This window comes from Haloprofundus halobius (genome assembly GCF_020097835.1).
Classification (GTDB): domain Archaea; phylum Halobacteriota; class Halobacteria; order Halobacteriales; family Haloferacaceae; genus Haloprofundus; species Haloprofundus halobius.
In genome coordinates, this window is sequence record NZ_CP083666.1 from 2,317,271 (window position 1) to 2,344,202 (window position 26,932).

At 63.9% G+C, this 26,932-nt stretch carries 28 protein-coding genes and 3 tRNA genes; 19 read left to right on the forward strand and 12 right to left on the reverse strand.

Annotation, left to right across the window (positions count from 1 at the left end; translation table 11 throughout):
• Positions 1-14 precede the first annotated feature (14 nt).
• The 4 genes from LAQ74_RS12125 to LAQ74_RS12140 form a co-directional block, all read right to left on the reverse strand.
• A complete protein-coding gene (locus tag LAQ74_RS12125) occupies positions 15-1,028 on the reverse strand; it encodes a histone deacetylase family protein (RefSeq protein WP_224332798.1) in 1,014 nt (337 codons plus the stop codon).
• Between the two features lie 2 nt (positions 1,029-1,030).
• Positions 1,031-1,462: a histone gene (locus LAQ74_RS12130; RefSeq protein WP_224332799.1), complete on the reverse strand. Its 432-nt coding sequence runs from the start codon at positions 1,460-1,462 to the stop codon at positions 1,031-1,033.
• A gap of 133 nt (positions 1,463-1,595) precedes the next feature.
• Positions 1,596-3,053: a single-stranded DNA binding protein gene (locus tag LAQ74_RS12135; protein ID WP_224332800.1), complete on the reverse strand. Its 1,458-nt coding sequence runs from the start codon at positions 3,051-3,053 to the stop codon at positions 1,596-1,598.
• A 347-nt stretch (positions 3,054-3,400) separates the two neighbouring features.
• A complete protein-coding gene (locus LAQ74_RS12140; protein WP_224332801.1) occupies positions 3,401-3,955 on the reverse strand; it encodes a hypothetical protein in 555 nt (184 codons plus the stop codon).
• A gap of 434 nt (positions 3,956-4,389) precedes the next feature.
• Here LAQ74_RS12140 and LAQ74_RS12145 point away from each other — a divergent pair.
• A tRNA-Arg gene (locus LAQ74_RS12145) sits at positions 4,390-4,462 on the forward strand.
• A gap of 404 nt (positions 4,463-4,866) precedes the next feature.
• Complete coding sequence (locus tag LAQ74_RS12150; RefSeq protein ID WP_224332802.1) at positions 4,867-5,859, forward strand: glycerophosphodiester phosphodiesterase family protein; 993 nt, start codon at positions 4,867-4,869, stop codon at positions 5,857-5,859.
• A gap of 24 nt (positions 5,860-5,883) precedes the next feature.
• On the opposite strand, the gene LAQ74_RS12155 is transcribed toward LAQ74_RS12150, so the two are convergent.
• Positions 5,884-7,392 (reverse strand): hypothetical protein, encoded by a 1,509-nt coding sequence (locus tag LAQ74_RS12155; protein ID WP_224332803.1) that lies wholly within the window; start codon positions 7,390-7,392, stop codon positions 5,884-5,886.
• Between the two features lie 426 nt (positions 7,393-7,818).
• Here LAQ74_RS12155 and LAQ74_RS12160 point away from each other — a divergent pair, with 426 nt between their 5' ends.
• Entirely contained in the window at positions 7,819-8,439 is a 621-nt protein-coding gene (locus tag LAQ74_RS12160) for a DUF309 domain-containing protein (protein ID WP_224332804.1), read from the forward strand.
• A gap of 141 nt (positions 8,440-8,580) precedes the next feature.
• Here the strand turns inward: LAQ74_RS12160 and LAQ74_RS12165 are convergent, their stop codons facing one another.
• The gene (locus LAQ74_RS12165) at positions 8,581-9,504 is read right to left on the reverse strand and encodes a hypothetical protein (protein ID WP_224332805.1); all 924 of its coding nucleotides are present in this window, start codon (positions 9,502-9,504) and stop codon (positions 8,581-8,583) included.
• A gap of 68 nt (positions 9,505-9,572) precedes the next feature.
• On the opposite strand from LAQ74_RS12165, the gene LAQ74_RS12170 reads away from it, so the two are divergent.
• Complete coding sequence (locus LAQ74_RS12170) at positions 9,573-9,884, forward strand: DUF7553 family protein (RefSeq protein WP_224332806.1); 312 nt, start codon at positions 9,573-9,575, stop codon at positions 9,882-9,884.
• Positions 9,885-9,938: 54 nt separating this feature from the next.
• On the opposite strand, the gene LAQ74_RS12175 is transcribed toward LAQ74_RS12170, so the two are convergent.
• Together LAQ74_RS12175 and azf are read right to left on the reverse strand one after the other, a co-directional pair.
• Entirely contained in the window at positions 9,939-10,904 is a 966-nt protein-coding gene (locus LAQ74_RS12175) for a TIGR03557 family F420-dependent LLM class oxidoreductase (RefSeq protein ID WP_425498536.1), read from the reverse strand.
• 150 nt (positions 10,905-11,054) lie between these two features.
• A complete protein-coding gene (azf, locus tag LAQ74_RS12180; RefSeq protein ID WP_224332808.1) occupies positions 11,055-11,816 on the reverse strand; it encodes an NAD-dependent glucose-6-phosphate dehydrogenase Azf in 762 nt (253 codons plus the stop codon).
• Between the two features lie 116 nt (positions 11,817-11,932).
• Between azf and LAQ74_RS12185 the strand changes: the two genes are divergently transcribed.
• Positions 11,933-12,274, forward strand: a complete 342-nt coding sequence (locus LAQ74_RS12185; RefSeq protein ID WP_224332809.1) for a dihydroneopterin aldolase family protein — start codon at positions 11,933-11,935, stop codon at positions 12,272-12,274.
• Positions 12,275-12,374: 100 nt separating this feature from the next.
• Complete coding sequence (locus tag LAQ74_RS12190; protein ID WP_224332810.1) at positions 12,375-12,866, forward strand: DUF5790 family protein; 492 nt, start codon at positions 12,375-12,377, stop codon at positions 12,864-12,866.
• 11 nt (positions 12,867-12,877) lie between these two features.
• Here the strand turns inward: LAQ74_RS12190 and LAQ74_RS12195 are convergent, their stop codons facing one another.
• Positions 12,878-13,618, reverse strand: a complete 741-nt coding sequence (locus LAQ74_RS12195) for a creatininase family protein (RefSeq protein WP_224332811.1) — start codon at positions 13,616-13,618, stop codon at positions 12,878-12,880.
• A gap of 125 nt (positions 13,619-13,743) precedes the next feature.
• Between LAQ74_RS12195 and LAQ74_RS12200 the strand changes: the two genes are divergently transcribed.
• On the forward strand, positions 13,744-14,067 hold the full coding sequence (locus LAQ74_RS12200; RefSeq protein WP_224332812.1) for a DUF5789 family protein: 324 nt from the start codon (positions 13,744-13,746) through the stop codon (positions 14,065-14,067).
• Positions 14,068-14,105: 38 nt separating this feature from the next.
• Here the strand turns inward: LAQ74_RS12200 and LAQ74_RS12205 are convergent, their stop codons facing one another.
• Together LAQ74_RS12205 and LAQ74_RS12210 are read right to left on the reverse strand one after the other, a co-directional pair.
• Positions 14,106-16,049, reverse strand: coding sequence for an ABC transporter ATP-binding protein (locus LAQ74_RS12205; protein ID WP_224332813.1), 1,944 nt, complete (start codon positions 16,047-16,049; stop codon positions 14,106-14,108).
• A 34-nt stretch (positions 16,050-16,083) separates the two neighbouring features.
• Positions 16,084-16,632, reverse strand: a complete 549-nt coding sequence (locus tag LAQ74_RS12210) for a DUF192 domain-containing protein (protein WP_425498488.1) — start codon at positions 16,630-16,632, stop codon at positions 16,084-16,086.
• 91 nt (positions 16,633-16,723) lie between these two features.
• Here LAQ74_RS12210 and LAQ74_RS12215 point away from each other — a divergent pair.
• The 12 genes from LAQ74_RS12215 (at position 16,724) to LAQ74_RS12270 (ending at position 26,040) form a co-directional block, all read left to right on the forward strand.
• Positions 16,724-16,797, forward strand: a tRNA-Val gene (locus LAQ74_RS12215).
• 462 nt (positions 16,798-17,259) lie between these two features.
• A complete protein-coding gene (locus LAQ74_RS12220) occupies positions 17,260-17,631 on the forward strand; it encodes an ArsR/SmtB family transcription factor (protein ID WP_224332814.1) in 372 nt (123 codons plus the stop codon).
• The gene (locus LAQ74_RS12225) at positions 17,624-18,442 is read left to right on the forward strand and encodes an arsenite methyltransferase (RefSeq protein WP_224332815.1); all 819 of its coding nucleotides are present in this window, start codon (positions 17,624-17,626) and stop codon (positions 18,440-18,442) included. Before LAQ74_RS12220 ends, LAQ74_RS12225 begins: the two co-directional genes overlap by 8 nt.
• A 65-nt stretch (positions 18,443-18,507) precedes the next feature.
• Entirely contained in the window at positions 18,508-18,933 is a 426-nt protein-coding gene (locus tag LAQ74_RS12230; protein WP_224332816.1) for an arsenate-mycothiol transferase ArsC, read from the forward strand.
• A gap of 682 nt (positions 18,934-19,615) precedes the next feature.
• Positions 19,616-20,170: a hypothetical protein gene (locus LAQ74_RS12235; RefSeq protein ID WP_224332817.1), complete on the forward strand. Its 555-nt coding sequence runs from the start codon at positions 19,616-19,618 to the stop codon at positions 20,168-20,170.
• Positions 20,171-20,237: 67 nt separating this feature from the next.
• Positions 20,238-20,311, forward strand: a tRNA-Phe gene (locus LAQ74_RS12240).
• A gap of 536 nt (positions 20,312-20,847) precedes the next feature.
• A complete protein-coding gene (locus LAQ74_RS12245) occupies positions 20,848-21,702 on the forward strand; it encodes an MBL fold metallo-hydrolase (RefSeq protein ID WP_224332818.1) in 855 nt (284 codons plus the stop codon).
• Positions 21,703-22,066: 364 nt separating this feature from the next.
• Complete coding sequence (locus LAQ74_RS12250; protein ID WP_224332819.1) at positions 22,067-22,846, forward strand: hypothetical protein; 780 nt, start codon at positions 22,067-22,069, stop codon at positions 22,844-22,846.
• Positions 22,847-22,916: 70 nt separating this feature from the next.
• Positions 22,917-23,435, forward strand: coding sequence for a GNAT family N-acetyltransferase (locus LAQ74_RS12255; protein WP_224332820.1), 519 nt, complete (start codon positions 22,917-22,919; stop codon positions 23,433-23,435).
• 302 nt (positions 23,436-23,737) lie between these two features.
• The gene (locus tag LAQ74_RS12260; RefSeq protein ID WP_224332821.1) at positions 23,738-25,183 is read left to right on the forward strand and encodes an MATE family efflux transporter; all 1,446 of its coding nucleotides are present in this window, start codon (positions 23,738-23,740) and stop codon (positions 25,181-25,183) included.
• A 12-nt stretch (positions 25,184-25,195) separates the two neighbouring features.
• Positions 25,196-25,702 carry an NUDIX hydrolase gene (locus LAQ74_RS12265; RefSeq protein ID WP_224332822.1) on the forward strand — a complete coding sequence of 169 codons (507 nt, stop codon included), beginning with the start codon at positions 25,196-25,198 and terminating at the stop codon, positions 25,700-25,702.
• 143 nt (positions 25,703-25,845) lie between these two features.
• Positions 25,846-26,040, forward strand: coding sequence for a cold-shock protein (locus tag LAQ74_RS12270; RefSeq protein WP_224332823.1), 195 nt, complete (start codon positions 25,846-25,848; stop codon positions 26,038-26,040).
• A gap of 151 nt (positions 26,041-26,191) precedes the next feature.
• Here the strand turns inward: LAQ74_RS12270 and LAQ74_RS12275 are convergent, their stop codons facing one another.
• Positions 26,192-26,872 carry a hypothetical protein gene (locus tag LAQ74_RS12275; protein ID WP_224332824.1) on the reverse strand — a complete coding sequence of 227 codons (681 nt, stop codon included), beginning with the start codon at positions 26,870-26,872 and terminating at the stop codon, positions 26,192-26,194.
• Positions 26,873-26,932: the final 60 nt, after the last annotated feature.

The window sequence follows — 26,932 nt, forward strand, 5'->3', positions numbered from 1 at the left end:
GATCCAAAGCGTCGCTACGCCGAGTCGAGACCGTAGCGGTCGAGCAGTTCGTCGACGATCTCGACCGTCTCCTCGTCGGGGTCCTCGTCGGGGTCCATCGGGCGGCGACCGTCGAACGTCTCGTGGACGGTGGCGACGCCCTCAGAGAGCGTGTCGAGGCCGTATCCGCCCTCCAGAACGAACGAGAGCGCGGCGTCGGTCTCCTCGGCGAGCATCCGGACGGCGTCGGTCAAGAGGGCGTATCCCTCGGTAGAGACGCGCATCCGCGAGATGGGGTCGTGGCGGTGTGCGTCGAAGCCCGCGCTGACGACGAGCAGGTCGGGGTCGAACGACTCGAAGACGGGGGCGAGTCCCGACTCGACGACGTACAGGTAGTCGGCGTCGCCGCTGCCGGCCGCCAGCGGGGCGTTGAACGTCGCCAGTTCGCCGTCGCCCTCGCCGGTCTCGTCGAGTTCGCCCGTGCCGGGGTAGAGGCCGTCCTCGTGGATGGAGGCGTAGAACACGTCGCCGCGGTCGTAGAAGATGTCCTGCGTGCCGTTGCCGTGGTGGACGTCCCAGTCGAAGATAGCGACGCGTTCGGCGTCTCCGTCGTCGAGCACCGCCTGGGCGGCGACTGCGGCGTTGTTGAAGTAGCAAAAGCCCATCGCGTCGTCGAAGACGGCGTGGTGCCCCGGGGGTCGGCCGAGTGCGAACGGGGTGTTTCGACCGTCGTTTCCGTCGAGCGCCGCGCGGGCGGCCCACTGGGAGAGGCCGGCGCTGGCGAGCGCGGCGTCCCACGTTCCCTCGCAGGCGACGGTGTCGGGGTCCCAGTTGCCGCCGCCGCTGGCGCAGAACTCCTTGACCGCCTCGACGTAGTCGTCGTCGTGGACGCGCATGACCTCCGACTCCGTCGCCGGGTCGGCGTCGACGTACTCGACGCCGTGGCGTTTCTTCAGTCCCTCGCGGATGGCGAGGAGACGGTCGGCCGTCTCCGGGTGACGCGGGCCGGTGTCGTGTTCGAGGCACGTCTCGTTGTAGCCGAACTTCATCGCTACTCGAAGAGGGAGAAGTACGTCTCGATGTCTTCGGCCTGGACGGTGCGCCGGTCGGCGTGGTGGGCGAGTTTCGTCGCCGCGCTCGCGACGTTGTTGGCGTAATCTTCGAGGATGTCCGCGAGCGCGATGCGCGCCTCCATCGAGACGCGGTACTGGTCGTCGATATCGAGTCGCGCGATTCGGTCGATGGGGGCGATGGGGAGTTCGAGCGCGTCGCGGCTGACGACCTGTTCGACGCCGAAGTCCTCGGCCATCAGTGTCTTTCGACCGTCCGCCGTCGCGTGTTCGGCGGCGTCCTCGGCGAGTCGCGCGCCGTGGAGTTGGATGCGACGTGCGAGTTCTTCGGCCGCGTCGGCGCTGACTCGGAGTTCGCCCGCGTTCCGTCGGATGAGCGTGTCGACGGGGGCGAACGGTAACTCGACACTCATACCCTGATACCAGTCGGTGCGGTGTATAATGCTTTGCGTTGGGGACGCGTCGGCGACTCGCACGCCGGACCGAGACAGCGTCGGCTCTCGGAACTGTGGAGACGAACCATCGTCGGAATCGACTCGACGGGGCTCAGAGCACTTCGTCGGCGTCGATACGGTCTCCCGAGAGCGTTCCGCGGACGGTGACCGTCTCGCCGAGTCGGAGATTCGCGCCGGTGTCGACGCTGCGCGTCTCGGTGCCGTTGTCGAGGATGACCGGGTCGCCCGCCTGGACGACGGTACCGGTGAACTCGACCGTCTCGCCGTCGGCGCTCGCGTCCTCGGTTTCGACTGTCGCCGCCGCGGCGGTGCCGTTGGAAGCGGAGGGGCCGTCAGACGCGCCGCTGTCGCTCGAAGAACCGCTCGACTCGCCGCCGAACGCGGAGAGGCCACCGGCGTTCGAGCTCGCGTCGTCGCTCGCGCCCGAGTCGCTGGAGGCGGGCGCGTCCTTCTGGACGGTCACCGTCGAGCGCCACCCGGCGGAGGCCTCGATGTCCTCCTGCCAGCCGTCTTTGATTTCGACGTCCGCAAGGACGACGTGGTCGGCGAGTTCGACCTCGGTGTCGGCTTTCTCGCCCCAGAGCGCGACGCGCACGTCGCCGGTGTCGTCCTTCACGCGGATGTTTCTGACCTGTCCCTCCGAGCCGTCGTTGCGCTCGAACGTCCGCTTGGGGTCGGCCTCGATGACGCCGCCGGCGATGTCGACGGTCTGGCCGATCTCGAGCGAGCCGATGTCGGTCGTCTCGGGGACGTACTGGACGGTCTCGTCGAGGCGCTCGACCGCACCGCGCGAGCCGACGTGGAGTTCGAGGTTACCGTCGCGCTCGCGGACGTAGCCGTCGACGACTTCGACGCTCTCCCCGGCGTCGAACTCCTCGGCGAGGTCGGCTTTGTCGTCCCAGAGCGTGACGCGGATGCGTCCCGTCGGATCGCCGAGTGCGAGGTTCGAGACGCGGCCCTCCGAGCCGTCGTCGCGCGAGAACGTGCGGACGGTGCCGCTGTCGAGCACCTGTCCCTTCAGGTTCACGTCCGAGAGACCGAGCGAGAGATCTTCGACGCGGTAGCTGTCGAGAATCTGCACGTCGACTTCGGCGTCGGGGTCGGGTTCCGCCTGGTCGACGTTCACCTCGACGCCGTTGTAGCCGTCCTTCGGGCGGCCTTTGATGCGGAGCACCTCTCCCACGTCGAGTTCGCCCTCGGCGATGGACTCGGCAATCTCGTCCCAGAAGGAGATACGGATTCTCCCCGTCTCGTCGGCGACTTCGACGTTGACGACGCGGCCGTCCTCGTCCTCGCCGTCGCGCTCGAACGTCCGGAGGTCGCCGACGCTGACGACCTTCGCGACGAACTTCACCTCGTCCATCCCGGGTTCGACGTCGGCGATGCCGTTGACTTCCTCGTCGCGGAGTTCGTGGGCGATGAGCATCGCCGCCGTCTCCTCGTCGGCGAGGCCGCCCATCTGTTCGACCTTCTCTTCGACTGCGGCTTCGAACTCCTCGAACTCGACGTCGGTGTCGAGGTCCTCGTACACCTCTTCTATCGCGCCCATCTCAGAGCCACCCCTGCGGTCGGTGTTTCCGAACCGTAGAATCTGCGACACCCATAATCGTGTAGCGAAGCAGGGAAGGCCCGCGCTTAAGCGTTGTCCTTGGTAGGGTAGAGTGGTGCAGTCTCTCGATTTTCGTGATGTCTACGGGGAAATTCACGGTGGATGTTACGTCGGTTATGGTAGAAAAACGCTCGCGACGGAGGTGGGTTCCGCGCGGGGCGTCGCCGCGAAGTGTCGTCGCGGAGTGTCTCCGTGGAGCGTTGTCGCGGAGTGCCTCCGTGAAGTGTCGTAGCAAAGGGTCGTCAGCGTCAGCGAGCACCGTCGGAGGACGCGGTCGAAGCGCGAACTCACTCCGTCGCGGTCGACGAGGTGACCGTAGTTTGGCCGTCGGCACCGTCGTGAACCACGTCGACAGTACCGGGCGTTCCGTCCTCGAACACGACGCGGAGTTCGTAGCCGCGGCTGACGAGCGCCTGCGTACAGGCCTCGTCCTCGTCTCGTTCCTCCTCCGTCGCGACGACGACGGAGAGGCGGTCGTCGGAGGGGTCGTACTCGGCGCTGTCGAGGACGGCCTCCGAACAACCGTTTCGTCCCCGGATACAGCCCTCGACGACGACCGTGTCGCCGTCGCGGGAGACCGTCGCCGATCCAGCTCGGTCGCAGTCGCCCGTGCGCTCGAACGCTCGGTCGGCGATTCTCGGTGCGCTCTCGTCGGAGTCCTCGCCGGGCGTCTCCGTCTCGCCGTCGGTGCCGTCGGCGCCGCCGGAGTCGGCGTCCGTGCCGTCGTCACCGTTTTCGCCGTCATCGCCGTTCGTTCCATCGTCTGTTCCGCTACTCGTGCACCCCGCGAGAGCGACGGCGGCGAGCACGGTCGTTCGTCCGAGGAACGTTCGTCGGTCCATACCAACCCGAACGAGAGCTCTTTTCAAATGCCTTCCGTACGGTCAAAAATCTCTTTGGGTCACTATCCGGACTGCAGTTTCGTCGGTCGGGGTCGAAAATGGACGGCTGAAGGACGGTAACCGCGACCTGACCGCCCACGGCAAACACCCCCACATCTTCCCCTCGATCGCCCGCGCGTACGGCAGACGGCAGACGCCGTTTCGGTTGAAGAAACTCCTGCTCGTCTACGAACGCGTCGCCCGCGAGTAGCGAGTCCAACGACACGAGGCGACTGTTTAGTAGAGCAGTTCGATTCCGGTGTGTGGATGTGGAGAACGCGAACGATGGACCGTTCGTCAACGGCACGCCGTCTATCGACTGTGCTGCGATACCGTACCGTCCAGCGCCCTCGAATCGGAAGCCACTTATGCAGGTCGGGTGTATCCGTAGTTGAGTCCTGATAGGGTAGTGGACTATCCTCTTGGCTTGCGGAGCCAGGGACCGGAGTTCAAATCTCCGTCAGGACGTTCACTTCGTTCACGACCTGACGAGCCTCACGCTCGCGTTGCTCGCGTGAGACTCCGTCAGGACGTTTTCACGGCGCAACACGACGAGCGTAGCGAGGAGTCTGGCCGTGTGAAACATCTCCGCGGAGATTTGAGCAGGTGAGACGCAACGCGACCGCCGCTGAACTGGTTCCGCGTTCTCGCTCGCGCAGAGATTAGTCAAAGGGTTGGTACGGCAGAGTGCAACGAGCGGAGCGAGCGCTCTCAGCCCTCGGGTCCGGCGGTTCGACCGACGTTTCCCCTCGTGAGTTTACCCAGTATTCCGACGGTCGACGGTCGTCTGCGCTACACTTTCGGGTCGTGGCGATATTCTTTACCCGCATCTATTGTTAATGATTATATCATTCGACGCCGGACGAATAAGTATGGTTCGACGACAATCCGCGGAGATAGATAGACGAACGTTCGTGAAAGGGACCGGTGCCGCGCTCGGCACCGCCGCGGTCGGCGGCGTCGCGACAGCGAGAGGGAGATCCACGGACGAGGCGAGCGGCGCCGACGTCTCGTTCGGCGAAGGCGACGACCCGATCGAGATCGCCCATCGAGGGTTCGCCGGTCAGTATCCCGAGAACACGGTCGCGGCGGCCGTCGGGTCGGGGCTCGCGAACGCGGACGCCATCGAGATAGACGTCGTACCCTGCGCGGGCGGGGAAGTCGTCGTCTTCCACGACGACGGCCTCTCGGAACGCGCCGGCGACGGCCTCACCGACCGGGAGGGACTCGTCTGGGAAACCGACTGCGAGACGGTGCTGGAAGCAGAGGTCCTGAACAGCGGTGAGACCGTACCGACGCTCGAAGAACTGATGGACGCGATTCCGACCGAGCTCGCGGTCAACATCGAACTCAAGAACCCCGGTTCCGCGAACCTCGCGTTCGCCGAGGACGTCGACGGCGACGAGCTGGACCGTCGAAAGGAGCTGTGGCGACCGTTCGTCGAGGACGTCTTCGACGTCGCCGCGAACTACGACAACGAGATACTCGTCTCGTCGTTCTACGAGGCTGCACTCGCCGTGACCCGAGAGATCGACGAGTCGATTCCCGTCGCCTTCCTCTTCTGGGACTCCATCGAGGAAGGCCTCCGGGTCACTCGGGAGTACGATTGCGAGGCGCTGCACCCACCGTTCGACATGATCCAGGGCTCGCCCTTCTTCGACACCGGCGCGTACATCGAGGACTCCGACTTCGCGGACATCGACCTCCTCGAAGTCGCCCACGAGGAGGGCCGGACGGTGAACGTCTACACCGTCACGACGTGGTACGAAGCCGAGCAACTCGCCGCGGCCGGGGTCGACGGACTCATCGCCGACTACCCCGGGCTGCTGACCGCGAGCGACCCCGGTCGCGGAGACGGCGACTGAGACGCTCCGGCCGAAACGGCGTGGTTACCGACTCGCGGCTTCCTCGGCGCTCTGCGGGACCCCGTCGGGGATGCTCAGGTCCGGGTCGTCGTCGACGTTGGCCGTCTCGACCGTCCCGTCGATAGCGCCGCGCCCGCCGCGCGACTCGACCGAGGAGTCCTCGAGGTGGATGACGCCGCCGGTCTCGAGGTTGTCGTTTTCGACGACGCCCCACGCGGCCTCGTCGTAGTCGATGAGGATGTCCAGACCGGTGGCTTCGATGTCACCGCCGTTGCGGACCCAGAGACCGCGCGTGTAGCCCGAATGCGACGTGTAGTCGTCGACGTGGGCGACCGAGTTTTGGAGGTACGACCCGTCGCTGCCGAGTCGGTAGTTGGCGACGCCGTTGTTCTTCGCGTAGCAGTTCTCGACGTACACCGGCCCGTCGCCGCCACCGGCGTCGATACCGGGAGCGCTGGCGTATATCCCCTGCTTCCAGCCCTGGAAGTTGACGTTCCGGATCGTCACTTCGCCTTCGTGAGCCTTCCGGACGAAAACGAAGTTGATGTCGGACGTTCCGCCGCCCGCGTAGAGGTTCTCGACCACGCCGGTCCCGTCGTCGTCGGTCACCTCGAACGTGAACAGGTCCCTGTTCGAGGCGTTCTCTAATTCGCCCTCGATGCCGATGTTCCGGATGGCCCAGTCGTCGCCGCTCGCGTCGATATTGAGCGACGCGCCGTCGGCGGTGACGTCGTAGAGGACGTTTTCGAGCGTCTCACCGCTTCCGACGATCTCGTCGTACGTCTCTCCGGCGTCGACGACGATCGTCTCGTATTCGTTGTCTCCGGTCTCCTCCTCTTCTTCCTCGTCGTCGTCGGTGTCGCCACGGCCCGCGTCGGTGTCGAACTCCGAGGGGTCGACCTCGTCGCCGTCGACCGTGATGGTGACGCCGTCGTCGGCGTCTAGCGCGGTGAGCTCGCCCTCGAAGTTGTAGGAGTCGGTGCCGTCGTTGGCGACTTCGCCGTTTGCGGACTGCCCGTCGATCACGTCCTCCTTGTCGGTGTTCGCCCGTCCGCCGTTAGTGATATCGCCGGACGCGGTGAACGAGTAAAACCCGTCACCGACAGCTTCGAGATAGCTCGAACCGTCCGAAGAGGAACCGATCTCCTCGCCGTTGACGTAGATGGTGACGCCGTCGTCGGCGTCGAGTTCGGTGAGTTCGCCCGCGAAGTGGTACGAGTCGGTACCGTCGTTGGCGACCTCGCCGCTGGCGGACTGTCCGTCGATATCGTCTTCCTTAGAGAGGTTCGCGCGTCCGCCGTTGACTATCTCGCCGGACGTGCTGAACGAGTAGAAGCCGTCACCGACGGCTTCGAGAGTGTTCGAGGGATCGGCGGCCGCGACGCCGGCGGTTCCGAGACCGCCCGCCGCCGCGATGGTCGCTCCGACGCCACGGAGGAACGGTCGGCGACCGGTCGAGCGAGGTCGGTCGGCGTTCGTCTGTGTTCGAATTTCGTCACTTTCAGGTTGCGTGGAGTTGTCAGTATCTTGCACGGAATACGGCTCCGTCGTACGCTACCGGCATCCACCATATAGTTGTCCGCTTCCGTATCTGTACCAAAAAGTGTCGCTACAAGAATAGTAGTCTTCGTGAGGAAGTGTCGCCACGAGAATAGTAATCGCTACGGAGGTATCTCGTCGAAATATAAACTCCATCGATTGGTGAATATCTACGGTCGAAAACAGTAACCATCAGATACCTGACTTCGTGTGTGATAGTTCGAGACCGGATACGATACGAGAGGTCGATACGTTAGGGGCGGGTCGAGAGACGGGAGTCGAAGGGGGAGATCGAACCCGACAGCCGAGAGCGACGGGACGAGCGGGTGCGGACGCCGGTGCCGACCCGTTCGAGCGCCCCGACGCCCGACGTGGTCACTCGCGGCACGATTTTATCTGGGGGCGACGAACGACTCCGGTATGGAGAACTCGCTCCGAGCAGGTCTCGCCATCTACAACGCGGGCGAGTACCACGCGGCCCACGACGCGTGGGAGGGGACGTGGCTCGAAGCCGAGGACGGCAGTAACGACGAGCGACTGCTCCACGGACTCATCCAGTTCACCGCCGTCGTCTACCACGCCCGTCGCCGCAACTGGAGCGGGGCACGACGACTCGCCGGGAGCGCTCACGGCTATCTCAGCGGTCTCCCGGACGACTACCGCGGCGTGAATATCGCGGTCGTCCGGACGGAGCTCGCACGACTCGCGGCCGACACCGAGCGGATCGAGCGTCGCCGACCACTCCGACTCACGCACGAGGGCGAAGCGCTTTCGCTCGCCGACCTCGACTTCGAGTCAACGACCGTCGTCGCCCGCGTTCGGGCGGAACACGACACTCGATTCGACGAGGGCCGAATCGACGCGGCTATCGACGCCGCCCGCGAGGAGCGCGAAGAGGGGCACCGAACGCGCTACATCGCGCTCGTGATGGACTTCGCAACCGGGAGCGACGCCGAACGACCGATAATATACCGGCGGCTCTGTGACCACCTCGAACGCCGCGAGCAGAAGCGACGCGACGTGGAAGGGTTGTTCGAGTAGCCGCCGAAGAGCGGTTCGAGTAGCCGCCGCATCGACCCACTTTGCTCGTCGCCGACTCGTCACCGCTCGATGTCGACCCACCCCGCTCGTCGCCGACTCTCCCCGCTCGCCGTCGAGTCACCGTCATCTCCCGTCGCACCCTCACCAGTCGCCGATGAACGCCCACCGCTCGGCGTCGCGCCGGTCGACCGAGGGAACGTCGCCGAGCAACTCGGGGAGTTCCTCGCGCAGCCACCGGTCGTCGGGGGGTTGCCCGCCCGTCTCGGTGACCGCCTCCGCCGCAGCAGCACGGAGTTCTTCGGTCGTCGCCTCGCCCCGTCGGCGGAGCGCGTCGAACGCCGCCGCAGCGGCGAGACGTTGCTCGGCCGTCACCTTCCGGGTGACGAGCACGTGCGTGAGGTTCGCGTACCGGGGGCCGCCGTCTCGACCTCTGAGAACCGCCCGACCGTCCGTGTTCGTGTCGTCGACGGTCCCGTCCGCAATCGAGTCGCCGACGTAGCGCCAGAACGGACCGGCGTCTCCGTCACCGGCGCTCTTCGCGTCGCCGGGGTCAATGTGGGGCAACTCCGCGAGGGCCGCCCTCGCACAGTCGTCCCACCACTCGTCGGCGTCGCGGTAGCCGGTCGACGTCTCGGGGAACACGCCCGCCTTCAGTTCCGGCACCGTCGCTTCGCCCCACTCCCGGAGAAACGTGAACGCGTGTTTGAGCGTCTCGATGCAGTCGACGCCGACGGGAGATTCCGCGAGCGTCCGCCGAACGTCAGGCGGGAGGTCGATGGCTTCGTCGGCGGCCGCCGTGTTGGGGGCTTGGAGCACCCGGCGACCGCTTTCGGTGAGCGCGTAGCGTCCGGCACGAACTGTGTCATCACTGCCGTCACCGGCGCCATCGCCGCCGTCGAGTTCGCGGACGAGATCGTCGTCCGCCATCCGGTGTAACCGCTCGGAGACCGTGTCGGTGTCGACGTCCGCGGTCATTCGGTCGGCTACCTCCGCGGCGGTAAGCCGTTTGCCGCGTAACCGCGCGAGAACCGAGCGGTCGAAGTCGGTGAGTTTTGTGTTGCTCATACGAAGGGATACCCCGGCTTGGCTATTGAGACTCCACACCTATCGGTGTGCGGACTAGAGATCCGACTATGGAGCACTCGGACGAACCTATCGCGGCCGCACGAGCGGAGATTCGCCGGGCGAGCGACCGTACCGACGGGGAGACGCGCGAACAGTTGCTCTCGCTCGACGAGGGGTTGATGGAACTCGGCGGCGGCGACAAGGTCGAGTCCGACGGCCCGCCGAAGGAGGACCGCGTCGAACAGGTCGAGGAGACACTCGTCGGGTTAGCGAACGAACTCGACGACGACCACTGGATACAGGACCGCCTCGAAACGGCCCGCGACTACCTCGACCAGTACCGTCAGGAACGCGGGGTTCCGACCGACGAGGGGCGATAGCGGACGGACGCGAGACGCTGACGTCGACGGCGCGCCGAGCGAAAACGGAGTCGCTCAGTCGAAGTCGAACGAGGGCCACACTTCGTTCTCGTAGAACTCGAAGAACGACTCCTGGTCGTCGCCGACCTGATGGACGTACACGTGGTCGTAGCCCGCGTCGACGAACTTCTCGAGGTTCTCGACGTGGGTCTGCGGGTCCGGGTCGGTGATGACGCTGTCGGCCTCGCGGACGTCCTCCTTCGAGACAGCCTGCGTGGCCTGCTCGAAGTGCGTCGGTGTCGGCAGTATCGAGGAGAGTTCGCCGGGGACGAACGAGTTCGGCCACTGCTCGTAGGCCGTCTCGACGGCCTCGTCCTCGTCTTCGGCGTAGCAGACGGTCATCTGTGCGAACGTCGGCCCGTCGCCGCCGTTCTCTTCGAATATCCGGAGCGGCTCCTCCTGCGGGCCGACACACCAGAAACCGTCGCCGAACTCGGCGGCCGCTTTCGCCGCGCGCTCGCCGTACGCGGAGACGGCGATGGGCGGCGTCTCCTCGGGACGCGTGAACAGGCGCGCGTTCTCGACGGTGTAGTGCTCGCCGTAGTGGCTCGTCTGCCCGCCGTCCCAGAGTTTTCGGACGACTTCGACGGCCTCTTCGAGCATCTCCAGTCGGACGCGGTGCGGCGGCCAGTGGTCGCCGAGGATGTGCTCGTTGAGGTTCTCGCCGGTGCCGACGCCCCAGACGAAGCGGTCGCCGAGCATCTGCGCGGTCGTCGCCGTCGCCTGCGCGAATATCGCGGGGTGCATCCGCATGATGGGACAGGAGACGCCGACGACGACGTCGATCTCCTCGGTTGCCGTCGCGACGCCGCCGAGCGTGCTCCAGACGAACGGCGCGTGTCCCTGCTCGCTCACCCAGGGGTGGTAGTGGTCCGAGATGGAGACGAAGTCGTACCCACGCTCTTCGGCTTCCCGCGCGTAGTCGACGAGGTCGTTCGGCGCGAACTCCTCGCTCGACAGCGTGTAGCCGAACTCCGTCATCGCGTCCCCCACTGGTTCCACCGGTGTCGCGTCTGCTTCGGATTCATGCGAGAAAGGGGGCAACGAGCGGGCGCTTAAGCGTGGTTCGTCTCTATGAGTGTTGGGGTCGGCGGAGGGGAGTGACCGCGAGTCGGTGCTGAGTGCGCGGCATCACTCGAACTCGGCGGAGTTGTCCTGCGGGTCGTAGTCGAGAACCTCCTTGGTCCGCTCGATGGAGTAGTACTTGCGGTCGTTATCGCTGATTCCGTAAACGATCTCGTAGCCGTAGTCGGCGCGGATGCAGCAGTCGAACAGGTGCGCGCAGTCGCGGTAGGAGAGCCACATCGCCTGTCCGCGCTCGTAGTCGATCGGCGGGTGGTCGCGCGTCAGGTTGCCGATGCGGACGCAGACGACCGAGAGGTGGGTCTGGTCGTGGTAGTAGCGCCCGAGCGTCTCGCCCGCCGCCTTACTCACGCCGTAGAGGTTCCCCGGCCGGGGAAGCTCGCTCCCGTCGAGCAGGAACTCGCTCTCGGGGCGGTAGATGTCCGGCGTCCGGCGCTCGGTCTCGAAGGCGCTCACCGCGTGGTTCGAGGAGGCGAAGGCGACCTTGTCGACGCCCGCCTCGACCGCCGTCTCGAACAGCGCCTGTGTCCCGTCGATGTTGTTCCGGAGCACGCTGTCCCACGGCGCTTCCGGGCGCGGATCGCCCGCGAGGTGGATGATGGTGCCGACGCCGTCGACGGCCGGTGTGAGCGCCTCGCGGTCCGTGATGTCGGCGACGTAGACGTCGTCTTGCGTCGTTCCGGGGGGGAGTTTCTCGTCTGCCAGCGGTTCGCGGTCGAGCAGTCGCCAGTCGTGGTCCTCGCCGATACCACCGAGAATGGCTTGCCCGACGCGCCCGCCCGCGCCCGTCAGTAAAACCGGGTCGTCCATTCGGTAGTAGATGGAAATACGGAGGGTAAGTAACGCACGGTTCGGGCCTGCAGCGCGACCGGTCCGACCGATGCGCCGCCCGACAGAGATTAACCGAGCGACGGAGTCGACTCTGCATGGTCACCGACGCAGAGCAGGCGTGTTTCGAGGCGGGAATCAAGTTCGGGTCGCTCTACCACCAGTTCGCCGGAACGCCCGTCAGCGTCGACAGCGCGCGGAGTCTCGAAGTCGCGATGGCGGAGGCTATCGAGAATCAACCGTACTGCGAGACAGTCTCGGTGACGGTTCTCGATGACCGGGTCGCCGACGCCATCGACCACGAGAACGGCTACACCGAACTCACCGGGTCGCTCATGGAGGTCGAGATGGAGATTCGGTACGAATCAGTCAACGTCCGCACGCGCATGGAGATGGAAGACGGCTATCCGCTGATGAAACTAGTCGACGTAGACGCGTAGACAGTCGTGGCCGAATTTTGGACGGAGACCGCGACAGTCGCCGAATTTCACTTTCACTTTCGGGCGTGCGTTTAAAACAGGTCGGGTCGAAAAGCCGGGTATGAGCCAATCGCAACTGGGCGACGACGAACTGTTCGGCGAGGCGGCCGCGGAGATGCGCGAAGACGTCGAGGAACACCTCGCCGCGGCGCGCGAGACGCTTCCGGAGGGCAACGACATCTGGGAGACGGAGGCCGACAACGTCCTCGGTGTGCTCAACGGCCTGCGCTCGGCGCTCGACACCGGCGACGCCGAAGACCACCTCCGACAGGCGAAGAAGTGGTACACCATCGGCGAACGCGCCGACGCGTTCGAGGACGCAGACGACCTCGCAGAGGCCATCGAGGACATCGAGGAACTGCTCGAACAGATAACCGAGGCCCACGAGAACGTCGGCGAACTCGCCAGCACGATTCCGCAACTCCGCGGCGCGTTGGACGAGGCCCACGAAGAAGCCGACGACGAGAGCGAAGCAGACGAGGACGAAGACGACGAGGAAGAGACGGAAGCCGACGACGAGGACGACGAGGACGACGAGGACGACGAGGAGTGAACGACGGGTAGCTACGTCCGTCGTTCGGGCCTCGAAACGTCCCGCTCGGCGACCACGTCAAGGACGCGTGCCAGCGCCGCTGCGGCCACGTCGAGCAGTTCTTCGCCCAGTACCGCGTCGCCGTCGCTCGGGTCGCCGACGACGCCATTCTCGGAGAACTCCGCCGAGTCGTGCGCGAGGTTGACGCTCGCGACCCACTCGCCCCAGCGGTCGGCCGCCCCCGTTCTCGCCTCCTCCATTCGGTCTTCGTGTACCGTCTCGGGAGCGACGTGTCTGAGCAGCGCCGTCTCCAGCGGCCCGCCGTGGCCCATCCGCGTCGCGTGTTCGCCGACGGCTTCGAACCAGGTGAACGGGACGGCGTACGCGTCGTCGTGACGACTGACTCTCGCCGTCACCTCGCGGAGCGCGCCGACGTTGCCGCCGTGGCCGTTGACGACGACGACGCGGTCGAAGCCGTGGTACGCGAGGCTCTGAACCGTCTCACGGACGTACGAGCGGAACGTCTCCTCCGAAACCCAGAGCGTCCCGGGGAACTGTCGGTGTTCCTCGGCGACGCCGACGGGGACGGTCGGTCCAACGACGACATCTCTGTCGGCCGCCTCCGCACCCGCCGCAGCGACCGCTTCGGCGGTGAGCGCGTCGGTTCCGAGGGGGGCGTGTGGACCGTGCTGTTCGGTGCTGCCGACCGGGAGTAACGCGAGGTCGGTGTCGAGGTCTCGGACATCGGTCCACGCGGCGTCGGTGAGCTGCATACCGAGCGCACTCGCTCAGGGGGCTTGTAGGCCACGGCTTCGACGGGTACGAACCCTCGCGCCTTCGTTCACTATATCCGATATATGCGAACCGGTTTTTCCCTAGGCGTCGACCACAGAGACGCATGAGTAACGACGAAGCCGACGACAGCCGCGAGTTGGGCGTCGAGTTCGGCGAGTTGGAAGGCGAACTCGAATCGCACGACTACCCGACGACGACGGAGGAACTCGTCGACGAGTACGGCGACTACGAACTCGAACTCTCGAACGGGACGCGGACGTTCGGCGAAGTCATGGAGCCGTACCAAGAGGAGATGGACCAAGACTTCGAAGACGCCGAGGAGGTCAAGCAGGCGGTGCTGAACATGGTCGGGTCGGAAGCGGTCGGCCGCCAGCGGTACAGCGATCGCGGCAACGAGCAGTCACAGGACGAGCAGGAATCGGTTTAACGGGTTTTCTTCGGACGGAGTGCCCCGGACGCCGAGTCTCAGTCGTCTTGGGCTTCCGTCCGCGCCTGACGACGGGACGCGCGCTCGACGAACTCCTCGGGGAGTTCGTCTATCTCACCGGCCTGCACCCCCCAGAGGTGCGCGTAGAGGTCGTCGTTGGCGAGCAGGTCCTCGTGGGTGCCGCGCTCTTTGACCCGTCCGCCTTCGAGGACGAGAATCCGGTCGGCGTCTTTGATGGTCGACAGACGGTGGGCGATGGCGAACGTCGTCCGGTTCTCGGTGAGTCTGTCGAGGCTCCGCTGGATGAGCATCTCCGTCTCGGTGTCGACGTCGGAGGTCGCCTCGTCGAGGACGAGGATTTCGGGGTCTTTGAGGATGGCGCGGGCGATGGAGAGCCGCTGGCGCTGGCCGCCGGAGAGTTTCACGCCGCGTTCGCCGATTTCGGTGTCGTAGCCGTCCGTGAGATTCTCGATGAAGTCGTGCGCCTCGGCGGCTTTCGCGGCTTCGACGATCTCCTCATCCGTGGCGTCGAACGCGCCGTAGGCGATGTTGTCGCGGACGGTTCCGTAGAACATGAACGTCTCCTGGCTCACGTAGCCGATGGCCTGTCGGAGGCTCGGGATCGTCACATCGCGGAGGTCTTGACCGTCTATCTCGATTCGGCCCTCGTCCACGTCGTACATCCGCAGGAGCAGTTTCAAAATCGTCGACTTGCCTGCCCCCGTCGGCCCGACGAGCGCGAGCGTCTCGCCGCCCTTGACGACGAAGTCGACGTCTTCGACGATGGTCTCGTCCTCGTCGTAGCCGAAGGTGACGTCGTCGTACTCGACGCGACCCTCGTCGACGACGAGTTCGTCGGCGTCGGGGTCCTCGACGATGCGCGAGGGTTCGTCCATGAGGCCGAAGATGCGCGCCGAGGAGGCGCGGGCGCGCTGGTACATATTGATAATTTGTCCGAACTGTGCCATCGGCCAGATGAACCGCTGGGTGAGGACGATGAACGTGACGAACTGGCCGATGCTGAGCGCCTCGGTGAACGGCCCCGGCGGGCCGGCGAACACCCACAGACCGCCGACGAAGAACGTGATGACGAAGCCGATACCGGCGAGGACGCGCAGACCGGGGAAGAACTTGATGCGCGTGCGAATCGCGTCCCAGTTGGCGTCGAAGTAGTCCATCGACACGTCGTCGACGCGGTCAGATTCGTAGTTCTCCGTGTTCGAGGTCTTTATGACCTGAATCCCGCCCAGATTGTTCTCCAGTCGGGAGTTGAGCGTCCCCACCGAGGACCGAACGTCAGCGTATTTGGGCTGGATGATGTTGACGAACTTCCACGTGAATAGCGCGATTAGCGGTACTGGGAGGAGCGCGATGAGCGCCAGTTGCCAGTTCATCGAAAAGAGGATGGCCGCGATGGCGACGACCATCACCGATAGGCGGAAGAAGGAGTTCATCCCGTCGTTGAGGAACCGTTCGAGGCGGTTGACGTCGTTCGAGAGGATGGACATCATCTCGCCGGTCTGCTTGTCGGCGAAGAAGTCCATGTTCAGCCGCTGCATCTTGTCGTAGGTGTCGGTGCGGATGGCGTGTTGGATGTTCTGCGCGAAGGAGTTCCAGCCCCAGTTTCGCGTCCAGTGGAATATCGCGCCGCCGAAAAAGCCGAAGGCGATGAGTCCGACAGAGAAGTAGAACTGCCCGGTCTGCGTCGTCGGAATCACGCCTGCGACGGCGGCGGCCGACAGCGGAACCGTGTCTGCGACCGCCTGCGCGTACTCCTTGTCGCCGAAGACGGCGTCGATAGCGATGCCGAGCACTACCGGCGGGAGGAGGTCGAGCAACCGGGCGACGACGCTCGCGAGTAACCCGACGACGAACTGCGTGGTGTTCTGCCGACCGTACTCGCCGAACAGTCGGCGCATCGGGTTGTCCGTCTTCTCTCGCTGCGCCTCGAAGGGGTCGTCGTCGTCCACGGCCGTTCCCATTATCTCCGTAACAGGAGACCCCCGTTAAAAAGCATTACCTACGAATCGAAATACTCCGCTTCGCCGTCGCGTTTCCGTCGGCGGTTTCGTTCGGAATCACCAGTCTGTCGCCCTCCGAGACGCCGGTTCGGTTGGTGTAGCCCATCGGGACTTCGAGGACGTACGTTCCGGTGCCGGAGTACCGCGTCAGTTGGCTCTCGGACGTATCGGCCGGATCCAGCGGCGCGTGGTGGATTCGCGTGATGGTCCCGTTTTCGTCGACGAAGACGATGTCGAGCGGGAAGTCCATGTTCCGCATGACGTAGGAGTACTCGCCCTCGCTGTCGTGGATGAACAGCATTCCCTCGCCGTCGTCGAGCGACGTGGTGTTGCTCAGTCCGGTGTAGCGTTTGTTGTAGGTGTCGGCGATTCGGACGTCGACGGTGGCGAGTTCGGTCCCGTTCGCCTCGTCGACGGCAGTAACCGTCGTCGTGTTGTACTCGCTCGGGTCGGGGGGACTACGGACGTAGTCGAGGGCGAAGACGCCGCCTACGGCCGTCAGGGAGACGACGAGAAGACCGACAAAGAGAGCTCGCGAGCGCACGGTCGTGAGAACGAACCCCACGCGAGTAAGCGTTCCGGACACGGACGCAGAGAGTAACAGTTATTCGAGCGGAGTGACTCGGGCGAGGTACGGGCTCGTGGTCTAGCTGGTTATGACGTGGCCTTTACAAGGCCGAGGTCGGTGGTTCGAATCCGCCCGAGCCCACTAATTCTGTCCGAGCGATAGAGCACGAATTCGTGACCCGAGGGCGATTCCGAACCTGACGACGAGTGAGCGTAGCGAACGAAGTCGGCGTGGTTCGAATCCGCCCGCGCCCATCCATACTCTGCACGGTTTTCAGCCAACGGATCCGGACTCTGCAGTTCTTCTATCCCTTATTTTCGAGTTTGAAGGTCGGAGAGCACTTCCAGCCACTTTGGAGTCCGACCATTCGTTCTCCCGGTTCGCTCCTGTCTCGCCTTCACTGAGGGTCGACAGCGCTGTAGAAGGTAATCGATCGCCGATTGGCGATTCTCTCGGTGAGTAGTCGCCGTTCGTGCTGGAGTCACGCTCCCCTATCGAGCCCTTTCGAGAGTGTCCTCGATACGATCGTCACGGGCTCGTTTGCGCTCGCCAAATGCTGCGAAACAGCTATATTAGTGGTAGCTAATATTAGCATACGATAAAATGAGTCAGCAATCGTCTGCACCCGACGAGAACGAGACACCTAGAACGGACAGAGCGTGTTGTACTGCAGCACACACCCTGACCGAGTCAGAACTCGCCTCGGACGTCCAACTCCTCTCGGCACTCGGAAACGACACACGGTATGAAGCACTCAGACTCATCGCCGACAGCGATGGTGAGGTCTGCGTCTGTGAACTCGAGCCCGCACTCGGTGTCAGCCAGAGCGCCATCAGTCAAGCACTCTCGCGGTTGTACACTACTGGACTCGTCTCACGACGCAAAGAAGGCCGTTGGCGATACTATGCAGCCACCCCACGAACAGAGACTATTCTGAACACGCTTGATGAGACTCGAGGTGAGTCCAGTGAGTGAACAGAGCCAATCGTTTGGAACTTCGTCTGGGTTAGCTCCCGACGAACAACGTCGTGCGGTACGACAACGATATGCCCGTATTGCGAGCGAAAATTCGAGTTGCTGTGGAGACTCTGACAGCTGTTGTGGCGACCAGAGCGAACTGAATCGCCAACTGGGGTACTCCGAGAGTGACGCGACTACTGTTGCCGAGGGCGCAAATCTGGGACTTGGCTGTGGGAATCCGAATGCGATCGCCTCTCTTCGACCCGGTGAAACCGTTCTTGACCTTGGATCCGGTGCTGGCTTCGATTGCTTCCTCGCAGCGCAGGAAGTCGACGAAACGGGACGTGTCATCGGTGTCGACATGACGCCAGAGATGATCGAGAAAGCCAGAGCCAACATCGAGAAGAACGACGCGACGAACGTCGAGTTCCGACTCGGCGAGATCGAACACTTACCCGTTGCTGACGGGAGAGTAGACGTCATTATCTCGAATTGCGTGGTGAACCTTTCGCCGGACAAACAGCAGGTGTTCGATGAAGCCTATCGCGTTCTTCAACCTGGAGGTCGACTCGCGATTTCTGACGTTGTGTCGACTGCTGAATTGCCAGACGATGTTCACGCTGACCCGGAGTCAGTCGCCTCCTGTGTCGCTGGCGCATCACCCATCTCCGAGCTCGAGCGGATGCTGTCTGCTGTAGGCTTCGAGCGGATCCGGATTCAGTCGAAAGAAGAGAGTGAGCAGTTCATCAGCGAGTGGGATGATGAACACGACGTCAGCGACTACATCGTCTCTGCGACGATTGAAGCGGTTAAACCGGCCCAGTAGCGACAACCTGCGTACTGACCAGCAGTATTATCTCTGCTCTCCTTCGAGACAAGACGTCCCTTCCCATGTCCGCCGAAACCAGTATCGCGTTCGTGTGCGTCCAAAATGCGGGTCGTTCACAGATGGCGGCGGCGTTCGCCGAACGTGAAGTTGAAGAACGCGATGTCGGCGACCGAATACGGATTCTGACCGGAGGAACCCAGCCTGCCGACCGTGTTCACGATATCGTGGTACAAGCGATGGACGAAGAAGGATTCAATCTCGCTGGTAATCCCCCACGCGAAATCACTCCCGATGAGTTAGAGAACGTCGATATCGTCATCACAATGGGCTGCTCTGCTGACAACATTTGTCCGATGACGTGGCGGGGCGACGCTCGCGATTGGGCGCTCGACGATCCACACAGACAAGACCTCGAATCGGTACGCGAAATCCGAGACGAAACCAAGCGACGAGTGAGTGCTCTGTTCGACGAGCTCGGTACTCCGTAAACCACCACTAGCATACCGCTGTTATCTAGGTAGTATTACAGCGCTTTCTTCATACAGGTAGCTGTTGCCGGACGTAGATCCTCGAACTCACAAGTCTGACGGATGGATGCCGGTGCGTCAATTCGCTCGATTTGGAGATCTGAAGAATCAAGAGCCTAGATTATGTGACGGGGTTGTGATTCAGACTCAGATGTCTGTGCGCTTTCAGACTCTCCACACGCGATTCGTCGAGGCGCAATTGTTCACCACCTGAGTGAGGGCTTCGACTAGACACCGCGAGTGAGCGGGTCGGTGTCTCCGTCTCAGCACTTTGGAAGGACTACGACCCACGCACAGAGTGACGTCAACGAGGGGATCGACACAGTATGTGCGAGTCCAGAAACAGCTGCGAGGGTGATTCGAAGCAGAGAGTGAAGCGAACGAAGTGAGCGGAACGATCGTGGTTCGAATCCGCCTGAGTTGACTAATGTCTTTTTTGATAGAGCTTTGATTGCAGTTACTTACCTAGTAACGGATGATACATCAATTTTCCCATGGTTCTCTCAGAAACGGTTCGCTACACGGTGATTTTCGTCGTCGGTCGACAATCAGTTCGTGATAGATCCCATGTATTTTCTCACTACAACAGTAACTAATATATACAAGTGAATTATGCAGACTATCTGGTAGTAGTGATAATCTAATGCTCCGAAACGTACTCGCGGGCGTCGGCGTCCTGACGTTAGTCGTCGCCGCGGGCATCGGTGGCGCGCTGGCACTCGGTCTCACACCAGGCGATATCGTCGACGGCACAACCGATAAGGTCGGCGACAACGCACCCGAAGACGTGCAAACCGACGGTGGCAGCGACGACGCGAGCGGAGCGTCGACGAGTGGAGACGACAGCGCCGTACAGGACGCGTACGACCAACCGCTCCGGTTTTCGGTCGGCGAGATCGACGAGTGCGGGACGACGTGTCGGGACGTAACGGCGCACGTGAAGAACACCGGCAACGAGTCCGTCAACGACGTCGACGTGACGGTTCGTCTCTTCGCCGACGACGACGAGGTGTGGGACGGAAGCGTCGAAGTTGGCTCTGTCGACGCCGCGGAGACGCAGGAGCAGACCATTCGCGTCGAACTCGGCTACACGGACGCGTACAAGATCAAGCAGAACGACGGCTACGTCACGGTTCGCACGACGGTGACGACGGCCGACGGGACCTTCGAGTTCGAAGAGCGACGGAAAGTCGCGTGAGAACGGTCGGCACGCCGTTGGTGTGTTCCGAAATCCTTTTTGCTCCCATGCGCATCCATCAGAGTGCGCCGCCTTAGCTCAGACTGGGAGAGCACTCGACTGAAGATCGAGCTGTCCCCGGTTCAAATCCGGGAGGCGGCATTTTCCTGCGAACCAACGAAGGAGCGGAGCGACTGAGGCGGTGAGCTGTGAAAATGTGAACCGACCGATTTGAATCACGGAACGAGCGAACAGCCGTGAACGAAGTTCCGGAGGTTCAAATCCGGGAGGCGGCATTCTTCTGATTCCGACATCCGAGCGAGGCGTCTCGTCGCCGAGCGACTCAGTCGGAATCTGTCGATGTCACCGACCGCGATTTGAACCCGGCGAGTCGCAACCGCGAGCGAAGCGAGCGGTCCGTCTCGACTCGATTCAAATCGGGAGGCGGTATTTTCCCACGAATCAACGAGGGAGCGAACGGACCGAGTCGGTGAGCCGTGAAGATGTGATCCAGACGGATTTGAAGTAGACAAGTCGCAGCCCGGAAGTGCGGGGAGTTCGGTTCGACGACCGCTCTGACTTCGTTCGCCGACGCGTCGTGGACCCGATTCGTCCCACGTCAGAAGATTTACTCACCCCCGCGCAGTTCGCTCCGACATGGTTCGACACGACGCGGTCGACGCGGCGCGGGGTTCGCGATGACGATCACGAGCAGCTGGGGCGAGTGGTGGGCGCGTGAGGAGATCAACGGCACGGAGGTCGAAGACCACGTCTCGCTGTGGTACCTCGGCGTCGCAGGCTGGGGAATCCGGTCGCCGGAGACGGCAATCTACATCGACCCGTACTTCAGCACGGAGCGGGACCGCGAGTACGTCGCACGGATGTCCCCGGTACCGATGGAGCCCGCCTGGGTCGACGAGTGCGACGCGGTCTTCTGCACGCACGACCACCGGGATCACTTCTGGCCGCCTTCCTTCGGGCCGCTGCTGGAGGACGGTGCGTCCGTGCACGCCCCGGCGGAGTGCTACGAGAACTTCGACGTGAGCGAGATCGAAGCGGAGAAGCGGACGGTCGTCGAGCCCGGTGACAGCGTCGAGGTCGGCGACCTCACGATCCACGTCCGCGGCGGCTACGATCCGGACGCGAACGGTACGGTGACGTACGTCATCGAGCACGAGACGGGGAGGGTCTTCCACGGCGGTGACAACCGTCCCTGCGAGGCGTTCGAGGAGATCGGCGAGGAGTTCGACATCGACATCGGGATGCTCTCCTACGGGACAAACGCCCGCAAACTGAACGACGAGGGGGAGGTCGTCACGCGGAAGCTCTACAACGATCCCGACGAAATCGTGGAGGCGACGAACGCGCTCGGGATCGATCGACTCGTCCCCGAGCACTGGCGGCGGTGGCGTTCCATCCACGCGGATCCGGGCGCTCTGGAGAAGGCGGCGGCGACGTTCGAGTACCCCCACGTGATCGAAGGGATCGAGGTCGGCGATCGGCTCCGCCTCGACCGGCCGGGCGTCGTCCCGCCGACACGTCTCAGCAGGTGAAGCTGGGTTCGAGCGGTCGTGCGTCATCTGCTGATTCGAAACGCAAGCAGAGACGCGGAATCGTCGTGTGTTCGAGCTGTCCCCGTACCCGTGAGTGCAGCGAACGGATGCTCGGGGAGTCGACTCGCCGGCGGTTCAAATCCGGGAGGCGGTATTTCTGTGATTTCGAGCCGACGAGCGGAGCGAGCGCTCGACTCCGAGTTCTGAGACTCCGCGTCGTCGCACAGAAACCCGTTTCCGTGCTACGTGAACTCCACTCAGTCCTCGGAGAGCGCATCGAGTAAGTCAGCTATCCGAGCGCGTCGACAGCAGCGTTTTGCCCGTCGCCGACCTACTCAGTCCGGGTCGTCGCACCCACACGACTATGAGCTTCTCAGCCACACCTCCGAAATCAGACCGCCTCTCGGAACGCATCGAGGCGGGAATCGACCGCGTGAACTCGGCGACGGACAGTCAGTCCGAACTGACTGGGACGGCCAAAGAGCTGTTCGACGTGCTCGTTGCGACCGAGATGCTCCTGGAGAGCATCGATTTGGAGCGGTTACGTCACGTCGTCGACATCGAACAACTCCCGACGATCGTCGACTTCGACCGCCTCGCAGACGCGATCAGGGAGCACGACCCCGATTTAGCCTTCGACCTCAGTAACGTAGAGCAGGTCGTCGACAGACGGGAACTGTGGGCCTCGGTCGATCTTCTCGGGGTCGCGAAAGCAAAGCGGCGGCTGGAGAGCGAACTCGAGGACCTCCCGGGGAGTAGCGGTTCCTTCGAGGTCGACAGCGACTCGCAAGCCGCCGAAGATGCCGAGGCGTTCGTCTCCTCGCTCCGTTCGGAGGCCAGAGAGGTGACAATCCAACAGGAGTTCACGAAGAAGTTGGAAGTCGCTCGAAGAGCGGTCGTACAGCAACACGTGGCCTTCGAGCGACTCTACGCGTCCGAAGAGATGCGCTCGCGAAACCCGAGCGAGCGGCAGAGAGGTCGAAACCCGACGGCCGTCTCGTTGCGTCCGTCGGGGCCGCTTGCAGACGGCGTTTCGACGCGAGTATCGACGGTTCCGGCGGCGGTTCCGTACTCGAAAATCGATGCGCTTCCGCGAATCTACGGTCGGCGGTGGAGGACGGTCAAGGCTGAGCGGAGACGATAGCTTCGGAGAACCGTCCGTGAGCGCGAGGCGACACCATTTACACGGAGAGTCGGTCTGTTCGTACGTGAACATGGACGGCTCGGTCATCCGAACGGATCTCCCGGGACACGAAGCGGAACTGCGGAAGCTGCTTCGTGCGTATTTCGACGAAGCGAACGAGGAGGGCCAAGAGTGGTTCGACGACGAGTCGTTCGGCGCGGAGCCGGCGGAGATAGTGACCGCCGACCTCGATAGACTCGCGTCGGCGGCGATTTCGGAACCGCTGTTTCTGGCGTATCACGGCGACGAACTGGCCGGCTCGATTCAGTTGAAACAGTTGGACGAGACGACGGCCGAGGTGAAGCGGCTCTACGTGAAGCCGTCGCACCGGGGCGAGGGAGTCGGACGGACGCTCGTCGAAACGCTGCTTTCAGAGGCGAGAGTTGACGGATTCAGGACGCTCCGATTGGGCGTCGCCCCCTATCACGGAAACGCGCGGTCGCTGTACCGAGAACTCGGCTTCGAGTTCACGCCCGCGTACGAGGAAACGCAAGCCCCGACCGAGATTCACGACGACTGGGGTTTCATGGAGCGGTCGCTCAGGGAGTGACCGACACCCAGCGTGACACCTCGGTTTACAGCAGCGACCGAAGCAGCCGAATCGGGAACGTGACGACGGCGATGACGAAATTGAGTATCGTACGTAGCAGCGAGCGGATAGCTCCGAACATCACGAGACTGTGCCACGCCGAACGGTATCGTGGTTGGGGTTGCACGTGCCGGGCGAGTGCGCGCCCGAGAGCACTCCGTCGCCGCCGAGCGTTCGTGTTTCCGCGTGCCGAGACATCTATTCTCACGGGGGGCCGGGAAAGAAAGAGCTATAGTTTCGGTTCGAAATAGAGCTAACAACTAGTGACCCGTCTTCCAAATCCGATTCGAGGAGTAATACTGCTCATCGGCCTCGCGCTGGCGCGACTCGGCCTCGTCGCACCCGAGCGCGTCCGCCGGACGACCGACCTCTCGTGGCCGCGCATCGTCACGGGCGTCGCGCGCATGTCGAAGAACGCCGTCGACGTGGCGATGGTCGGTATCGCCATCGGTCCCGCCGCGATCGCCGGCGTCGGTCTCGCCAGTGCCTACTGGGGCATCGCGTTCGCGCTCGGCGGCGGGTTCGCCGCCGGGACCATCGCACTCGTCTCGCAGCGTTACGGGGCGAACGCGTTCGAGGAACTCGGACAGGCCGTTCGCTCCAGCCTCCTCGTCGTCGTCGCGGTGACGGTCCCCGTGATGCTCGCGTTCGTCTTCTTCCCCGCCCACCTCATCGACCTCATCAGCGGCGACGCCGCCGCCATCGGCTTCGGGGCGATCTACCTCCAGATCGTCGGATTCGCGGTCCCCTTCGCGGGCGTCAACCTCATCGGCAGTCGCATCTACATCGGCCTCGACGACGCGTGGACACCGATGCTCGTCCGCGCCGGCGGCGCGATATCGAACATCGTCTTCAGCGCCGTGTTCATCTTCGGCCTCGACATGGGTGTCGCGGGTGCGGCGTTCGGCACGCTGCTGGCGAACGTCTTCGTCACCGTCGCCTTCACCGTCGGTCTCGTCAACGGCCGCCTCCCAGGCGCGGGCGACCTCCCCGTCGCTGTCGACCTGACCGGGTCGTACGTCGATTGGCCGACGATGCGGCAGATAGTCGAGATCGGCCTCCCCGTCGTCGGCCGCAGCATGGTGTGGACCGTCGCCAACTTCCCGATGCTCGCCATCGTCGGCATGTTCGGCGCGCCGGTGCTCGCCGCCTACGTCATCAGCCGCCGCATCTGGGGCATCATGAACACGCCCGGGTGGGGCTTCGGTCTCGCGTCGAGCAGTCTCGTGGGGCAGGAACTCGGGTCGGGCGACGAGCGGACCGCGGAGGCGTACGGCCGCGAAATCGTCCGCTTTTCGGTCGCGACGTACGTCGTCGCCGCGGCGCTCGTCGCGGTGTTCGCCGAACCCATCGTCCTCGCGTTCGTCAGTTCTCGGTCCGACCCCTCGTTTTCGATGGCCGTGACGCTCGTCTACGTCTCCTGTTTCGCGGTCATCGCCCAGGGCGTCAGCGGGGCGTCTGCGGGCCCGCTCGACGCCAGCGGCGACACGACGTGGCCGTTCCTCAGTCAGGCGCTCGGGATGTTCGCGTTCTCGATTCCGGTCGCCTACCTCGGCGCGACGACGTCGCTCGCCTACTGGGGGCTGTACCTCTCGTTCGTCGCGGAGACGACGGTGCCGGCGGTGCTCAACTACTACCGCTTCTCCACCGGGAAGTGGAAACTCGTGAGTCGGAAGTTCCGCCCCGGGTCGGCCGTCGCCGACGACTGACGGAGCCAGACCATGACCGACCGAATCGCCCCGGACGTGCCCCGCGAGCGACAGACGATACGGCTCTCCGAGGAGCGTCTGGCGTCGTTTCGAGCGTGGGCGGAGAACGGAACGGCGCTCGCCGCGGCGGCGCGTGTGCGCGACTCCGAGGACCGCATCGCGCTCGTGAAGAACCGGTGGTCTCGCGGGTGGATTCTCCCGGGCGGAGGGGTCGAACCCGGCGAGCGACCGGTCGAGGCCGTACGGCGCGAGGTGCGCGAGGAGACAGGGTTGGATGCGTCCGTTGGGGAGGTGCTCGTCGTCGTCGACCAAACGTACGTCTCCGAATCCGGAGACACGGAGTCCCGCGGTGCTGCGTTCACCGCACAGTACATCGTCTACGCGGCTCGCGCCGACGGCGAGATTCTACCCCCGGAACGGGTGGATACGACCGACGACGAGATACGCGCCGTGCAGTGGTTCGAGACACTCCCGGACCGCCTCCACGACGGCGAACTCCTCAAGCCGTACTTGTACTGACAGGCCCTCCGATGGTGGCGGTCGCACTCTCGGCGTTCGATGTCGAGTTCGGCGCCGAGAGTGCGTCTCGCGACTGTTGTCGGATCGTACTGACAACGAAGACTCGGAAGGGTTATGATGCCAGACGGACTCCGTTCAGAAGTATGGCAAAAGGTACGGTTGACTTTTTCAACGACACCGGCGGTTACGGATTCATCAAAACTGAAGACGCGGACGACGACGTGTTCTTCCACATGGAAGACGTCGGCGGCCCGGACCTCGAAGAGGGTCAGGAAGTGGAGTTCGACATCGAGCAGGCCCCGAAGGGCCCGCGCGCGACGAACGTCACCCGACTGTAAGCGTCGTTCTTTTCGGAACGTCGATTACGATCACACACTCTTATTTGGGAACCTCACCGGCGAGCGACTGCCTCGGTCGTCCGCCGTCCCACCTTCGTACGTTCGTCGCTCCGCCTCGCGTTCTCACGTTCGTCACTCTTCCTCGTTTTCGTCACTCACGCTCACCGACCGAGTCGCCGACGACTCGCCACTCGTCGTCGGGACCGCCCGGCGCTTCGACGTCCGGTAGCCCCGAGAGCCCCGGTTCGACGACCGCGTCCCACCAGCCGTCGTCCGGCGAGTCGTATCCGGCGGCGTGTTCCGGAAACACGTCGCGCTCGAACGCCTCCCGCGAGACGTGGCCGCGCCGACGGAGGTAGCCGTACGCGGCTCTGAGCGCCTCGTGTCGACGCCGCCGCTGGTCCGACGACCCCGGCGGTTCGAAGGCGTCGATGGCGTCAGCGACGTCGTCGGTCAAGTCGTACGCGTCGCCGAGCGGTTCCTGCGACGGCGACTGCGGCGTCTCGCTCGGGTCGTTCTGCATCGCCGGCGGGACGGCATCGCTGCTCGTCGTCGCCGCCTGCGCCTCGACGTCGGTTTCGACGGTCGATTCGTCGGGCGGCGCTCGCGACGCGCCCGCCTCGGTGAGGGTGTACGCCTCCCCGCGCGGGTCGTCGCCGAGGTCGAGCAACCCCTGCTCGTAGAGGTCGTCAACCCGGTCGCCGATTCGGTCGTTCGTGGTCGGTAGCTCGTCTGCGACGTCCTCCGAAAGCAACGCCGACGCGTCGGTCCGGGCGAAGACAGCCAGAATCTCCTCATCGCTCACGTTCGGTTCGCGGTCAGCGTCCGTCATACGGTCGGGACGAAACACGGAGTCAGTTGAAGCCTCGGCGCGACCGCGCCGTCGTCGCGA

Coding starts and splice junctions, on each gene's coding strand:
- LAQ74_RS12220 (WP_224332814.1), top strand. CDS start 17,260: ATGAGTCAGCAATCGTCTGCACCCGACGAGAACGAGACACCTAGAACG.
- LAQ74_RS12230 (WP_224332816.1), top strand. CDS start 18,508: ATGTCCGCCGAAACCAGTATCGCGTTCGTGTGCGTCCAAAATGCGGGT.
- LAQ74_RS12205 (WP_224332813.1), bottom strand. CDS start 16,049: ATGGGAACGGCCGTGGACGACGACGACCCCTTCGAGGCGCAGCGAGAG.
- LAQ74_RS12150 (WP_224332802.1), top strand. CDS start 4,867: ATGGTTCGACGACAATCCGCGGAGATAGATAGACGAACGTTCGTGAAA.
- LAQ74_RS12255 (WP_224332820.1), top strand. CDS start 22,917: ATGGACGGCTCGGTCATCCGAACGGATCTCCCGGGACACGAAGCGGAA.
- LAQ74_RS12175 (WP_425498536.1), bottom strand. CDS start 10,904: ATGACGGAGTTCGGCTACACGCTGTCGAGCGAGGAGTTCGCGCCGAAC.
- LAQ74_RS12265 (WP_224332822.1), top strand. CDS start 25,196: ATGACCGACCGAATCGCCCCGGACGTGCCCCGCGAGCGACAGACGATA.
- azf (WP_224332808.1), bottom strand. CDS start 11,816: ATGGACGACCCGGTTTTACTGACGGGCGCGGGCGGGCGCGTCGGGCAA.
- LAQ74_RS12170 (WP_224332806.1), top strand. CDS start 9,573: ATGGAGCACTCGGACGAACCTATCGCGGCCGCACGAGCGGAGATTCGC.
- LAQ74_RS12245 (WP_224332818.1), top strand. CDS start 20,848: ATGACGATCACGAGCAGCTGGGGCGAGTGGTGGGCGCGTGAGGAGATC.
- LAQ74_RS12165 (WP_224332805.1), bottom strand. CDS start 9,504: ATGAGCAACACAAAACTCACCGACTTCGACCGCTCGGTTCTCGCGCGG.
- LAQ74_RS12160 (WP_224332804.1), top strand. CDS start 7,819: ATGGAGAACTCGCTCCGAGCAGGTCTCGCCATCTACAACGCGGGCGAG.
- LAQ74_RS12275 (WP_224332824.1), bottom strand. CDS start 26,872: ATGACGGACGCTGACCGCGAACCGAACGTGAGCGATGAGGAGATTCTG.
- LAQ74_RS12190 (WP_224332810.1), top strand. CDS start 12,375: ATGAGCCAATCGCAACTGGGCGACGACGAACTGTTCGGCGAGGCGGCC.
- LAQ74_RS12140 (WP_224332801.1), bottom strand. CDS start 3,955: ATGGACCGACGAACGTTCCTCGGACGAACGACCGTGCTCGCCGCCGTC.
- LAQ74_RS12130 (WP_224332799.1), bottom strand. CDS start 1,462: ATGAGTGTCGAGTTACCGTTCGCCCCCGTCGACACGCTCATCCGACGG.
- LAQ74_RS12135 (WP_224332800.1), bottom strand. CDS start 3,053: ATGGGCGCGATAGAAGAGGTGTACGAGGACCTCGACACCGACGTCGAG.
- LAQ74_RS12250 (WP_224332819.1), top strand. CDS start 22,067: ATGAGCTTCTCAGCCACACCTCCGAAATCAGACCGCCTCTCGGAACGC.
- LAQ74_RS12200 (WP_224332812.1), top strand. CDS start 13,744: ATGAGTAACGACGAAGCCGACGACAGCCGCGAGTTGGGCGTCGAGTTC.
- LAQ74_RS12270 (WP_224332823.1), top strand. CDS start 25,846: ATGGCAAAAGGTACGGTTGACTTTTTCAACGACACCGGCGGTTACGGA.
- LAQ74_RS12125 (WP_224332798.1), bottom strand. CDS start 1,028: ATGAAGTTCGGCTACAACGAGACGTGCCTCGAACACGACACCGGCCCG.
- LAQ74_RS12235 (WP_224332817.1), top strand. CDS start 19,616: ATGCTCCGAAACGTACTCGCGGGCGTCGGCGTCCTGACGTTAGTCGTC.
- LAQ74_RS12195 (WP_224332811.1), bottom strand. CDS start 13,618: ATGCAGCTCACCGACGCCGCGTGGACCGATGTCCGAGACCTCGACACC.
- LAQ74_RS12185 (WP_224332809.1), top strand. CDS start 11,933: ATGGTCACCGACGCAGAGCAGGCGTGTTTCGAGGCGGGAATCAAGTTC.